The 13570-nt window shown below is 55.1% G+C and carries 11 protein-coding genes; 7 read left to right on the plus strand and 4 right to left on the minus strand.

Annotated elements, in window-relative coordinates:
• The first annotated feature begins 69 nt into the window (after positions 1-69).
• From AC3RCL_RS01095 to AC3RCL_RS01110, 4 genes are all read left to right on the plus strand, one after another.
• Entirely contained in the window at positions 70-1401 is a 1332-nt protein-coding gene (locus AC3RCL_RS01095) for an ABC transporter substrate-binding protein (RefSeq protein WP_192570089.1), read from the plus strand.
• A 274-nt stretch (positions 1402-1675) separates the two neighbouring features.
• Complete coding sequence (locus tag AC3RCL_RS01100) at positions 1676-2557, plus strand: carbohydrate ABC transporter permease (protein WP_009593631.1); 882 nt, start codon at positions 1676-1678, stop codon at positions 2555-2557.
• A 12-nt stretch (positions 2558-2569) separates the two neighbouring features.
• Positions 2570-3397: a carbohydrate ABC transporter permease gene (locus AC3RCL_RS01105; RefSeq protein WP_012818444.1), complete on the plus strand. Its 828-nt coding sequence runs from the start codon at positions 2570-2572 to the stop codon at positions 3395-3397.
• 52 nt (positions 3398-3449) lie between these two features.
• Positions 3450-5705, plus strand: a complete 2256-nt coding sequence (locus tag AC3RCL_RS01110) for an FAD-dependent oxidoreductase (protein ID WP_492534204.1) — start codon at positions 3450-3452, stop codon at positions 5703-5705.
• A gap of 168 nt (positions 5706-5873) precedes the next feature.
• Here the strand turns inward: AC3RCL_RS01110 and AC3RCL_RS01115 are convergent, their stop codons facing one another.
• Positions 5874-6758 (minus strand): LysR family transcriptional regulator, encoded by an 885-nt coding sequence (locus AC3RCL_RS01115; protein WP_492534206.1) that lies wholly within the window; start codon positions 6756-6758, stop codon positions 5874-5876.
• A gap of 109 nt (positions 6759-6867) precedes the next feature.
• Here AC3RCL_RS01115 and aroC point away from each other — a divergent pair, with 109 nt between their 5' ends.
• Complete coding sequence (gene aroC, locus AC3RCL_RS01120; RefSeq protein ID WP_492534208.1) at positions 6868-7926, plus strand: chorismate synthase; 1059 nt, start codon at positions 6868-6870, stop codon at positions 7924-7926.
• A gap of 108 nt (positions 7927-8034) precedes the next feature.
• Here aroC and AC3RCL_RS01125 read toward each other — a convergent pair whose 3' ends face one another.
• From AC3RCL_RS01125 to AC3RCL_RS01135, 3 genes are all read right to left on the minus strand, one after another.
• Positions 8035-9159 carry an NADH:flavin oxidoreductase gene (locus AC3RCL_RS01125; RefSeq protein WP_492534210.1) on the minus strand — a complete coding sequence of 375 codons (1125 nt, stop codon included), beginning with the start codon at positions 9157-9159 and terminating at the stop codon, positions 8035-8037.
• A 116-nt stretch (positions 9160-9275) separates the two neighbouring features.
• A complete protein-coding gene (locus AC3RCL_RS01130; protein ID WP_374705890.1) occupies positions 9276-9677 on the minus strand; it encodes an ArsR/SmtB family transcription factor in 402 nt (133 codons plus the stop codon).
• A 78-nt stretch (positions 9678-9755) separates the two neighbouring features.
• A complete protein-coding gene (locus AC3RCL_RS01135) occupies positions 9756-9974 on the minus strand; it encodes a helix-hairpin-helix domain-containing protein (RefSeq protein ID WP_090910343.1) in 219 nt (72 codons plus the stop codon).
• Positions 9975-10291: 317 nt separating this feature from the next.
• On the opposite strand from AC3RCL_RS01135, the gene AC3RCL_RS01140 reads away from it, so the two are divergent.
• Both AC3RCL_RS01140 and fhuB read left to right on the plus strand, forming a co-directional pair.
• Positions 10292-11326, plus strand: coding sequence for an ABC transporter substrate-binding protein (locus AC3RCL_RS01140; protein ID WP_492534212.1), 1035 nt, complete (start codon positions 10292-10294; stop codon positions 11324-11326).
• Positions 11323-13428 (plus strand): Fe(3+)-hydroxamate ABC transporter permease FhuB, encoded by a 2106-nt coding sequence (gene fhuB / locus AC3RCL_RS01145; protein ID WP_492534214.1) that lies wholly within the window; start codon positions 11323-11325, stop codon positions 13426-13428. Before AC3RCL_RS01140 ends, fhuB begins: the two co-directional genes overlap by 4 nt.
• The last annotated feature ends 142 nt before the right edge of the window (positions 13429-13570 follow it).

The following is a 13570-nucleotide window of genomic DNA, read 5'->3' on the forward strand; positions in this document are numbered from 1 at the left end:
AAGCGGCTCCCGTTCCCTGCTACGATGAGAGGGCATCACACCAATATGATTCTCGGGGAGGTCTCTAATGTGAGAAATAAAAAAGGATGGGCGATGCTTCTCATCGGCGTATTGCTAATGGGTCTTCTTGCAGGCTGCAGCGGCAAAACAGCGTCATCCGCGAATGAGGGACAAGGAACGGACAATTCGAAAGCGCCTTCATCAGGCGATCCGGTCAAACTAACCATGTGGGGCGGCGTACCGCCGGAGGCCGGACCGCAAGAGGTCATCGACGCGTGGAATGCCGAGCATCCCGATATTCAAGTCGAGTATGTCCGCTACGTCAATGACGATGACGGGAACCTGAAGCTCGATACAGCCATGATTACAGGGCAGGATGTCGACCTGTTCGTGAATTACACGCTTTCTCAAACGTCCAAACGGGTGGAGTCCAATTTGGCCTTGGATCTGAGCCAATTCGACGATTACAATATCGACGAGAAAATGGGGCCCGACGCCGAAGGCTGGAAAATCAACGGGAAGTATTACGGGATGCCGACCACGAAAAGCGCCTTCTTCGTCGCGCTGAACAAGGATGCCCTTGATGCGGCCGGCCTGCCCGTTCCGAAGGACTGGACGTGGGATGAACTGCGCGAATATGCCAAGAAGCTCAAAGTCGGCAATAACTACGGATTTATTCAAAATATGGAGCCGTTCGTCGATCCGATTGATTCGGTGTTATCGCAAGAGGGGTACACCAAGGCGGACGGAACTTCGAATCTGGACCACCCGCTGGTCAAAAAATGGCTGGAAACCCTGAACGTCATGATGAAGGAGGACAAGACCACGCCGCCGCTCGGAGAGCAGCTGACTTCCAAAATGCCGGTGGAGCAAGTGTTCCTGAGCGGGGAAGTGCCTATGCTGAATATCGGGGCTTGGCTGCTGCGAAGCTCGAATAACTTTACGGACTTCCCGCGCGACTTCACCATCGCGTTCGCCCAAGTGCCGAGATTAACGGACAGTGCGGACAGCTACGTGACAAGGGGCGGACTCGGTGATTACATCTCCATTAATGCCAAATCCAAAAAACAAGCGGAAGCTTGGGAATTCCTGAAGTGGTATGCGGACGGAGGCATGGCTCCTATGGCTGCGGGCGGAAGATTGCCGGCTTCGAAGGACGCCGATCAGGATGAGGCGTTAAACAACCTGCTCGGTGATAAGAAAGACACGTATGACCTGGATTCCTTGATGCACGTCTTGTTCGAAGACAAAACGCCTACGTACGTTAGGAGCTTGCCGCAAGAGGTGATGGATATGCGGGCTCAGGAGTATGAGAAGTATTTCCTTAACGCCCAATCGCTCGATCAAACGCTGGAGGCCATGGTGAACCGGCACAATACGTTTTTAAAAGAAGGCAAATAAGGAGCTGTCGGCTCCAATAGAAGGGGACTATCGCTTCGGGCGGCGGTCCCCTTTTTGTTCGGCTTCGACACTGCCTATCTCGGCATGATCCGGGCTGGGGAGTTGATTGCCGCTTTTTTCTCGTCAGCCATAGAACAAATCTACGGAGACGTTGAAATTCACACCCCTGCAATTGCATACTTCTGTAGCATAAATTCAAAGGTTTTGTTCCTTATCCCCGCTTGGTCCCGACTGCTATGCTTGAGATGAAAAAGACCAAGAGGAGTGGGGCTATGTGAAAACATCCTGGATGAAACGGCAACAGTATCTCGGCTATCTGTTTATAGGGCCAAACATGGTCGGCGTGATGCTGTTTTTTATTGTGCCAGCCTTGTATTCGTTCTATCTCATGTTTACGGACTACAAATTTATGAGCTCGGACACGAAGTTCGTGGGCCTGGCCAACATTCAAAAAATGCTGGGCGACGAGGTCTTCTACATTTCGATCAAAAATACGCTGTTCTTTCTGTTATCCGTTCCTATATCGATCGGACTGGCTTTCATCGTTGCCGTGGTTCTGAACCGCTCGGTGTATTTAAAAAAGCTGCTCCGCGCCTTATATTTCATGCCTTACATCACCAGCGGCGTCGCCGTGGCTTTCGTATGGATGCTGCTGTTCCATCCGAATAACGGCCCGATCAACGGAATCCTCAAGTCGTTCGGGATAACCAATCCCCCGGGATGGCTGTCCACCATGGATTCGTCCATGTATGCCATCGACATCATCTGGATCTGGTTCATGCTCGGTTATAACATGATCATCTACCTGGCCGCGCTGCAGGAGGTCTCAACGGAGCTGCTGGAGGCTGCCAAAATCGACGGGGCCCGCGCCTGGCAAACGGTTCGCAGCATCCTGTGGCCGCTCGTCAGCCCCACGACCTTCCTGCTGCTTATTACCGGTCTCATTATGACCATCAAGCAGTTCGGGATCATTCAAGCCATTACGCAAGGGGGCCCGGGCAACAGCACCACCGTGTTATCCCTGTTCATATACCAGAATGCCTTCCGCTACTACGAAATGGGTTATGCATCCGCGATCTCCTGGGCGCTGTTCTTGATCATCATGATCTTCACCGTCATTCAATGGATCGGCCAGAAGCGCTGGGTTCACTATTAAGGAGGAAGGACAATGACCAAAGCCTTATACACCAAAATAATCGTCACGTTCATTATGCTGTTCTTCAGCGTGGTTATGATCGTTCCTTTCCTCTGGATGATCAGCACCTCGTTCAAGATGCCGGCGGAAGTATTCCAGTACCCGATTAAGTGGATTCCCGCCCAATTCATGTGGGATCATCATGTGAAAGTGTGGACCGGAGCGAACAGCTTTGGCCACTACTACCTCAACTCGCTTAAAGTCGCCTTGATCAGCACCGTCGGCGCGGTATTGCTGTCCGCTTTAGCCGCTTACGGTTTTGCCCGGATCGAGTTCAAGGGACGGAATGCCATGTTCATGATCTATTTGTCGATGATGATGGTCCCTCCTCAGGTCCTGTTTGTGCCGAAGTTCATCATGTTCGACTGGGTCGGCATTTACAACACGCATTGGGCTCTGATATTGCCGGGCGTATTCACGATATTCGGGGTGTTCATGATGCGGCAGTTCTTCCTCTCCGTACCGCATGAAATTTCGGAAGCTGCCTTTATCGACGGAGCAGGACATTTCCGCATTTTTTCCCGGATCATTCTGCCGATGGCGAAACCCTCGCTGGCCACGCTGGCCATTATCGATTTCTCCTGGCACTGGAACGATTACGAGAACGCCTTGGTATTCTTGATCGATCAGGATCTGTATACCGTTCCGCTGGGGCTGCAAAATTTCATCCTCGAAAATACGGTGGATTATAACGGCATGATGGCGGCGGCGACCGCAGGTATCATTCCGATGATTCTCGTGTTCCTGATCGGTCAGAAATATATCATTCAGGGCGTGGCGAGCTCGGCTGTAAAAGGATAGCCCATAATCCATGTTCACAGATGAGCTGGACGAAAATGAAAGGAGAAAGAGCATGAGAAACGAAACGGAAGTAAGCGACATAACGGTGATTGGCGGCGGTTTGGCAGGGGTCTGCGCGGCGGTGGCGGCCGCGAGGCTCGGACAAAAGGTAGCGCTCGTGCAGAACCGCCCGGTTCTGGGCGGCAACTCCAGCAGCGAGGTGCGCGTATGGGTATGCGGCGCGACGGCCCACGGGATCAACCGCTATGCCCGGGAAACCGGCATTATGGGCGAGATGTTCGTGGAGAACCAGTACCGGAATCCGGACGGCAACCCGTATCTATGGGATTTGATCGTGCTGGAGACCGTGCGGGCCGAGCCGAACATCACCCTGTTCTTGAATACGGACGTGCATGAGGTAGAAGCGGACGGAGATTCTGACGCGCGGCAGATCCGTTCGGTTACCGGTTGGATGATGGGCTCGGAGCGGCGCATCCGGTTTGAGAGTCCCGTGTTCCTGGATTGCACGGGGGACGGGCTGGTCGGATTCCTGGCGGGAGCGAAATACCGGCTCGGACGGGAAGCGCGCGATGAATACGGGGAAGAGTGGGCGCCGGAGACGGCGGACGATGTGACACTCGGCAGCACGCTGCTGTTCTACACGAAGGATGCCGGACATCCGGTAAAATTCGTGCCGCCCGTCTTTGCCAAGGATATTACGCAGACGCCGATCCCGATCAAACGGGTCATCCGCAGCGGCGACTCGGGCTGCCATTACTGGTGGATCGAATGGGGCGGCGAGCTCGACACCGTGCATGACAATGAGCGCATCCGCGATGAGCTGTGGTCAGTCATATATGGCATATGGGACTATATCAAAAATTCCGGCAAATTCGATGCCGCCAATATGACGCTGGAGTGGGTCGGCGCTCAGCCGGGCAAGCGGGAATACCGCCGGTTTGTCGGCGACTATGTGCTCACGCAGAACGATATTATGGCCCAAGAGCCGTTCGGGGACCGGGTGGCCTTCGGCGGCTGGTCGATCGATCTGCATCCGCCGCAGGGCATGTACGCCGAAGAGAGCGGCTCGAAGCATATGCATGCGGACGGGAATTACCATATACCGTTCCGCAGCCTGTACTCGGCGAACGTGGCCAACCTGTTGTTCGCCGGGCGCAACATCAGCGCCACCCACGTGGCCTTCGGCACCACGCGGGTGATGGCGACCTGCGCCGTCCTGGGCGAAGCGGCCGGCACGGCGGCGGCGCTGTGCGTCCAGCACAGCCTCTCCCCGCGCGAGCTGTCCCGCAGCCGGAGCGGGGAGCTTGGGCAGACGCTGCTGAAGCAGGATGCCTCCGTGCTCGGGGTTGCAAACCGCGATCCGCTGGATCTGGCCCGAAGCGCCAAGGTCAGCGCATCGTCCCACCTGTCCAGGATCGCGATCGAGGAGGCGGAGGCGCCTTACCCGCTGGAGCGGGACATCGCCGTGCTGATGCCGGCCGATCCGGGGCTGGCGGGCGAGGTGGCATGGCTGGTGGATGCGGAGCAGGAGACCGACATGATGGTGGAGGTTTGGAGCACGGGACGTCCGGAGAATTACGTGCCGGCCGCGTTAGAATTTCGCACCTCCGTCCGGATCATCCCGGGGCAGGGACAGTGGGTCCCCGTCCAGCTGGATTGGCAGCCGGCGGAGCCGCAGAACGCCTTTATCATCGTGCGCAAAAATCCGGATCTGACGCTGTATTTGTCGTCCAAGCCGATGAGCGGGCTGCTTGCCTTCGAACGGGGGGCGCCAGCCCGCGTCTCCAAGGAGTTGGAAGACCATGATGACAGCCAGCCGGTGGTGGAGTGGAGCATGAAGGGGCTGGTCCGCAAGCTGTTCTGCCTGCGGTCGGCGATCGGTTCAAGGGCGTATCAACCGGAGCATGTCATTGATGGATACAAGCGTCCTTACGGCGGTCCGCATATGTGGGTATCGGAGCGAATCGCAGACGGGGAGACGCCTTGGTTGAAGCTGGAGTGGAAGGAAGTGCAGTCGGTCCGCGAGATTCACCTGATCTTCAACGATGATGTCAACGAGGATCTGATCAATCTGCATCATCATCGTACGCCGTTCGACATCATCCCTGAGCTGGTCTGTGCCTACAGACTAGAAGCGCTGGATTCGGAAGGGAAGTGGATCACCCTTGCCTCGGAGGCGTTGAACCGCCGCCGGAGAACTGTCCACCGTTTGGAGGAGCCCGTTCCATGCGCGGCGCTTCGATTGGTGGTGGAGCGCACGAACGGCTCTGATTATGCCGAGGTTATTGAAGTGAGGGCTTACGGGTAGTTTTTCAAAGCTAACAGCTCTTGTGTGTATTCAACAGGTGCCAGCCTGCCTGGATAGGACTTGATGAGCAGCAAGCTTATATCTGCTAAACCGTTGCCAATACAAACGAAGCAAAGGCAGCCGTTCATCCGGCTGCCTTGTTCAGTTGGGAATGTCGGCGGAAGATCGTCAGTTCTGCTGCAGCATCTCCAAAAATGCTCCTGCCGCCAGCGATGGCGACTGGTGCTTCCGAACGGCGACGCCGATATATCGATCCGGTAACCGAGTATCTGTTCGAAGCTCCAGCAAGGAACCGTCCGCGATGCGGGGCGAGACAAAGGCCCGCGGCAAGAAGGCTGTTCCATAACCGCGCTCGGCAAATTCCGCTAACATGTCCAGGCTGTTCAACTCGAAGTCGGCTTCCACTTCCACCCCTTGCGATCGGAACCACCCTTCGATGAAGGATCGGGTCGAGCTGCCAGGGGATAACAACAAGAGGGGAAGCTCCGTCAATTCTTCCGTCCGTAGAGGCCTGCGAGCCCAATCTGCGAAGGCCGTTCCAACCACGGCGCAATAAGGCGAAGTACGGGAGTCGATGATATGGATTTCCTCGTCCGATACGGGAAGGTGAACAAAGCCGAGATCCAACGAGCCTTTCTTTAAGCGCTCCACGATGCTGCTGGTTCGCTCCTGTGACAGCTGGATGCGGATGTCGGGATAGCGGGCATGGAATCGGTCGAGCAAGGAGAGGAGAAAGTCCTTAACGATAGCCCCGTTCGCGCCGATCCTCAGCCTGCCTTCGCTGAACTGCTTTAGCTTCCTCAATCGGCGCTCGCCTGAATCGAGTTCGTCAAAGGCTTGCCGGACATGCTGATACAAGGCCTCGCCTTCTTGCGTTAAACGGACGCCCTTGGATAACCGGTCGAACAGCCCCACGCCGAGGGCTTCTTCCAACTGCTTGATGGCATAACTTACAGAAGGCTGTGTCATATGGAGATTCTGCGCGGCTTTCGTGAGATTGGAAGTCTCAGCAGCATGCAGGAACACTCGATACCACTCCGTGTTTGCAATCATTTGATATCAATCCTCTCTATGGCAACTGTTCGATATTACGATTTCATTTATTTCAACTATACCCTTAAACTAAATGAAAAGGAATCGAAAGTATTCGGGAGGTAGGGACATGGCAGGAAGTACGTTTGGAGAACGATTGAAAATGACTACGTTCGGGGAATCGCACGGAGAAGCAGTCGGCGTCATTTTGGAGGGCGTCACGCCGGGCGTTGAACTGGATGAGGCCTATATTCAGATTCAGATGGATCGAAGAAGGCCGGGGCAATCCTCAGTTACAACTCCCCGCAAGGAATACGATAAGATCCGCATTTTATCTGGACTTTTTGAAGGGCGTACAACAGGGACCCCATTGTGCATCATGCTTAATAACACCGACATGCGCCCATCGGCATACGACACCATCAAATCGGCCTATCGGCCCGGGCACGCGGATTTCACTTATGAGAAAAAATACGGGATACGCGACTATCGAGGAAGCGGAAGAGCTTCGGGAAGGGAGACGGCTGCGCGAGTGGCTGCCGGTGCCGTGGCGCGCAAGCTTCTGGAACGTCGGGGGGTCTCGATCCTGGCCTATACGACGGAGATCGGCGGCATCCGATGCGAGCAATTCGACGTCGATGCCATCGAACGCAATGCTGTACGGGCATGTGATCCTGAAGCGGCCGTTCGCATGATCGAGAGGATAGAACGACTGGCCGAAGAGGGCGACAGCTGCGGGGGAATCGTCGAGTGCCGTATCAGCGGAATCGCTGCGGGATTGGGAGAACCCGTATTCGACAAGCTTGACGCTGAGCTGGCGAAGGCGATGTTGTCCGTAGGAGCGATTAAGGGCATCGAATTCGGGACGGGCTTCCAAGCGGCCTCTATGCGCGGAAGCGAACACAACGATCAGATGGACGCAGGAGGGTTCCGGACGAACCATGCCGGCGGGATCATCGGTGGTATCAGCACTGGGGCGGACATCGTGTTCCGAGTCGTCGTCAAGCCGACTTCATCCATTTCGATCCCTCAACAGACTGTCGATGTAGACGGCAACGAACGGGAGATTGCGACGATCGGCAGGCACGATCCATGCATCTGTCCCCGCGTCGTACCCGTGATCGAAGCGATGGCTTGCATGGTCATCGAGGATCATTACAAACGTCAAGCCGCTTTGCATGACGAATAGCCATGAACAGCATACGGCAAAAAACCGGAAGCAGTCTGCTTCCGGTTTTGTATTTGAAGATCTAATGCGGCGCTCAGGTCCCAAGGGGGCTGGGGAGCTGAAATCGCATTAAACCAGGGTTTGCAAGGATTCCGGCGTGAAAGGGGCAAGCTCGTCGAAACGCCCGTCTCGAACCTTGGCAGCCCATTGCGGATCCGCCAGCAGAGCACGGCCGACGGCAACCAGGTCAAATTCATGTTCCTCAAGACGATTCAGCAGCTCTTCGAGGTCTCTTTGGCCGGCACCCTTACCTTGGGTGAAGAGGCTGGTGAATACTTCATCGAGACCGACGGAACCGACGGTGATGACCGTTTTTCCAGTCAGCTTCTTGGCCCATCCGGCAAAGTTCAGGTCAGAGCCTTCAAATTCAGGCTCCCAGAAGCGGCGGGTCGAGCAGTGGAATATGTCGACGCCAGCGTCTGACAGCGCGGTTAACAACTGCCCTAGCTTTTCAGGCGTATCTGCCAGCTTGGCTTCATATTGGGTCGTCTTCCATTGGGATAGACGGATGGCAACAGGGAAGTCAGGACCCACCGCTTGACGGACTGCCTTTACGACTTCGATCGCAAAGCGGGCACGCTTCAGCATGTCGCCTCCGTATTCATCGGTACGCCGGTTCGTTCTTTCCCAAAGGAATTGGTCGATCAGGTAACCGTGGGCACCATGGATTTCTACGCCGTCAAAGCCAAGGCGTTTGGCATTCGCGGCTGCATCGGCATAAGCTTGAATCACCTGCTCGATTTCATCCTTGGTCATGGGTTTCGTGACGACGTTGCCGTCCAGGTCTAGTCCGGATGGCCCGATCGGAAGTGCTTCCGGGTTAGGCTCGGCACCTAGCGGTCTTGTCATGCCGATGTGCCAAATTTGCGGCATGATCTTACCGCCGGCTTCATGGACCTGACGGACCACCTCGGCCCAGCCGTTCAATGCGGCCTCTCCATGGAAATTAGGTATATTAGGGTTATCGGTAGCCGCCGGGTGGTTAATCAGCGTTCCTTCGGTAATGATCAATCCGACGCCGTTCTCCGCACGCCGGCGGTAGTAAGCAGCCACATCCGGGCCCGGAACGCCATTCGGGGAGAAGCCTCGGGTCATGGGAGCCATCACCACGCGGGAAGGCAGGGTAAGGTTACCGATGGTATAGGGCTCGAATAGGGGTGCGGTGGATCGGATACTTTGATTTTGGTTGCTCATGTATGGAATCCTCCAATATGTTTAATATGCTTTTCTGTATTTTCATAAAAATAGATATATATGATAAAAAGAAAGAGCTTTTAAGCTTAATCTTCAGGTTGATTTGCTTTTTAAGCCTAAAGCTCTTCCTTGAGTTGTTCGATAAAACGCTTAATGCCCTCCTCATTACGTCTGTAATATGTCCACTGGCCCGCTCGATGGGATTCCAGTAGACCAGCCTTTTGCAATTTTACGAGGTAGCCAGAAACGACCGACTGAGCGAGTCCTGTTTTTTCTGAAATGGAGCCCACGCAGATACCGCCATGAAAATCACATTTGGAAGGCATGTGCTCCTGCGGATCAAAATGTTCTTCCGGGTGCTTCAGCCACTCCAGGATTTTGAACCGGGACTCGTTTGATAGTGCTTTGATGGTTTGTAAGGTATCCATAAGCTCATTATATCTATTTTTATAGAAATGTAAATATGTTTTTTGTGAATGTTCTGCCTTCGGTAAGGTTTGACGTATTGGAGCAAACATAAACGTGATGGATCCCTGAACCTTTTTGCGGCTTGGGGATCCATCCTATGTAGGTACCTTATGTATTCACTCTTTTTTTTATTCTTTGAAGGCCAGACCCTTCTCGGCCAAAGCGGCGCGCAATACTCCGATCGCCTTTGGACCAACTCCGTGAAGCGCAAGCAGCTCTTTCTCCGTCGCCCGGGTAAGATCGGCAAGCCGATGATAGCCGGCAACGATCAGGGCTCGCCGTGCCGGATTGCCGGCTTTAACGGGAAAGTCGCTCTCGGCCGCAGCTGCAGGGGGGTTGTCACGCATGGAAATCCCTCACTTTTTCGGTTATTTGTCAAAAGAGCCACGGACTTCCGTGGATGAGTCGATGGCTGAGATTAAGCGTGCATAAAACAATCAGTAAGATTATGTTACAGAATGACTTGGCTGTAAAGAGTTAATCCGATCTTCATGGCGAAAAGTAAACGATTCATGAAGGGTTCAGATAATCTTCATAAATCTATTGACATTATCAATGAGAATGATTATCATTGTGCTGAGTATTGATAATGATAATTGTTCTCAATAATTATTATTAATAAACAATATCTACAATACATAGAGGGTATAGGGGGAGAAATTCAATGCGGAGTATGAAGGGTCTGGTATTTATTGTATTGATATTTGCTGTGGTTTTAGCCGGCTGCGGCGGGGGGGCGGCATCCAATGAAGGAAGCGGCTCCACGGCAGCGCAGAATTCGGATCAAGGGGCCGCCCAAGGCGGGGATAAAACCGAGGCCGCGCCGGAAACCCGAACCATCAAGCACGCGATGGGCGACACGAAAATTACGGGTGTTCCGAAGCGCGTGGTGGCGCTGGAATGGCTTTATGCAGAAGATGTTCTTGCGCTGGGTGTTCAGCCTGTCGGCATTGCAGACATCGAAGGGATGAAACAGTGGGTGAACATTCCGGTGGAGATCGGTTCGGACGTAACCGATGTCGGCACTCGTCAAGAGCCGAATCTGGAGCTTATCGCTTCGTTGAAGCCGGACCTGATCATCGGTTTGAAATCCAATCTTGAAGCCGGTTTTGAAACGTACAACAGCATTGCGCCAACATTGGTGTTTGATCCTTATCCGGCTGAGGGACAAGGGGATCAGTATGAAGAAATGATCAATACCTTTAATACGATTGCTGACGTGCTTGATAAAAAAGACGAAGCCGCAAAAGTGCTTGGCGATTTGGATCAAACCTATGCCGATGCCAAAGCCAAGCTTGAAGCTGCGGGCATGACGGAAAAACCGTTTGCGCTGGCGATGGGGTACAGCAACCAGAATGCGGCGGTATTCCGAATATCGACGGATAATTCCCTCGCTGTAAAAATTCTTGAGCACATCGGGCTGACCAACGCCCATAAGCCGGGTCAATTTGAGGTCTACGGATTCACCACTGCGGACGTCGAGGCGCTGCCGGCTCTTCAGGACGCGAATTTCCTGCACATTATCCAGGACAGTGATAACGTTATCGAGAATCAATTGAAGGACAATCCGGTTTGGAAAGGCCTGAACTTTGTTAAAGAAGACCGCGTATATGCACTTGGCGGTGACATGTGGCCTTACGGCGGCCCGTTGTCTGCCCAGACCATGGCTCAAAAGACAGCTGACCTGCTCACGCAATGAGTTTCGGCGAGAAACCAGCTCAAGGCTCCACGCCGGTGAGCATCCATCCGGCCCCGCCTGTTGCCTCAGGTAGGGGCTGGAAGCCGTTATGGATGCTGGCTGGAGGCCTTGCGGCACTGCTATTTCTTACGTTTATCAGCTTAACGCAAGGGCTTGCGGATATATCGGTCAAAACGGTTGTGCAGGCGCTGGTGTCTCCGCAGGATATTGCAGATCACCACCTGATCCGCAGCGTGCGCCTTCCGCGAACGGTCATGGGCCTGCTGGCGGGTGCGGCCTTGGCGGTGTCCGGCGTGCTCATGCAAACCGTAACGCGCAATCCGCTTGCCTCGGAAACGACGCTTGGCGTGAATGCGGGCGCTTATTTGGCTGTCGTGGCCGGGATGATCTTCTGGCCGGGATTGCTGCACCAATATGCCCTTCCACTGGCAGTGGCAGGCGGAACGCTGGCGGCAGTAGCCGTCTATGCGCTGGCTGGCAGGACGCACGGCTCTCCCTTGCGGATTGCATTGTCCGGCATGATCGTAACCCTGGTCCTATCGTCCGTCACGAGTGCGCTGCTGCTGTTGAATCAGCAGACAACACAGGGCATTTTACTATGGGGTTCTGGCTCGCTGATCCAGAACGATTGGGATGGCGTAGTTTTTTCATGGCCGTGGATCATCGGCGGGTTAGTCGTGTTATGCATGGCGGTACGCCAATGGGACATCCTCACGCTCAATGAGGAGTCGGCGCGCTCCCTCGGCCAAAAGGTCGGCACCACCCGCTTGCTTGCCATGGGGGCAGCTATCGTGCTGGCCTGCGTGACCGTGAGCGTTGTCGGTCCGATCGGCTTTATCGGGTTGATTGCTCCCCATTTGGTCCGCTTATCCGGCGTAGTTAGGCATGCAGGGTTAATTCCATTGGCCGCGTTATGGGGCTCTGCTCTGCTTGTCGGGGCCGACACGGTGGCCAGGATGTTCGTGAACGCCTACGGGGAACTCCCGGTCGGAGCCATTACGGCCATGATCGGTGCCCCTTGCCTGATCTGGCTTGCGCTTCGGGTATCCCGCTCGTTGATCGGGGGACGCGGAGCCTCGGGGGGATCGATGATGGCGGGCACAAGCCTGCGCCGGATTCCGTATCCAGTCCTGGTTGCACTGTTCAGCGTGCTGCTGATGCTCGTCTGGGTGTTCAGTCTGGTGAGCGGCAGCTTGCGCATCCCCTTTACGGAAGTGGTGGCCGTGCTTACCGGAGGCGGCGAGGAGATGTATCGCCAAATTCTGCTGGACTTCCGCCTGCCAAGGCTGCTCACGGCCGGCTTGTCCGGCATAGCGCTGGCCGTCAGCGGCAGCCTGCTGCAGAATGCGGTCCGCAACCCGCTGGGAGATCCCCAGGTGATCGGGGTAACCAGCGGGGCCGGAGCCGGGGCGCTGCTCCTGATGGTAGGCTTCCCGCAATTGTCGGCCGGCTGGGTACCGGTCGGCGCGGTGATCGGGGGAATGGCTGCCGCGGCTTTGGTATATGCAGTGTCCTGGAAGAGAGGGCTTCACCCGACAATTCTTACGCTGGTCGGCATTGCCGTCGCCGCGCTGGGTTCGGCCATCATCAATTTGATGATTGTCCATGCGAAGGTCGACGTTGCGCCCGCTTTATCCTGGATGGCGGGGAGTACCTATAACCGGGGCTGGACGGAGGTGCAGCGGATTGTTCCGGCGATCCTCATCCTGCTGCCTTTGGCGGCATGGCTCGGACGGAAGGTGGATCTGCTGACGTTTAACGAAGAAAGCTCCACCGGACTTGGACTGAATGTGCGGAATACCCGGATGTATGTCGCCATCATTGCGGTGCTGCTGGCTTCCATCGCTGCCGCGAACGTCGGCTCGGTCGGCTTTATCGGGCTGCTTGCGCCGCATGCCGCCAGAATGCTGGTCGGTGCCCGTCACCGGCAATCGATGGTGATTGCGGCGCTGCTCGGCGGAATTCTGCTGGCCGGGGCAGACTGGATCGGCAGGGTGGTCATCATTCCGAAGGAGCTGCCTTCGGGTATCGTTACCGCGCTCCTGGGAGCACCGTATCTGTTATATTTAATGGGGAAATCCAATAAACTGAAGAAGAAATAAACCGTTAGGATTGTAATAGCGAAAGAGGCTATTCCATCGTCGCCAAGGGGTGACATGGAATAGCCTTTTTGCGTACCATCGCCCCTGGACTGCCGGGGGTGGACAAGCTGACGATCGTTCCGTTCGTCGTGGCGTATAAGGA

It is taken from the genome of Paenibacillus sp. MT86, from assembly GCF_058792535.1.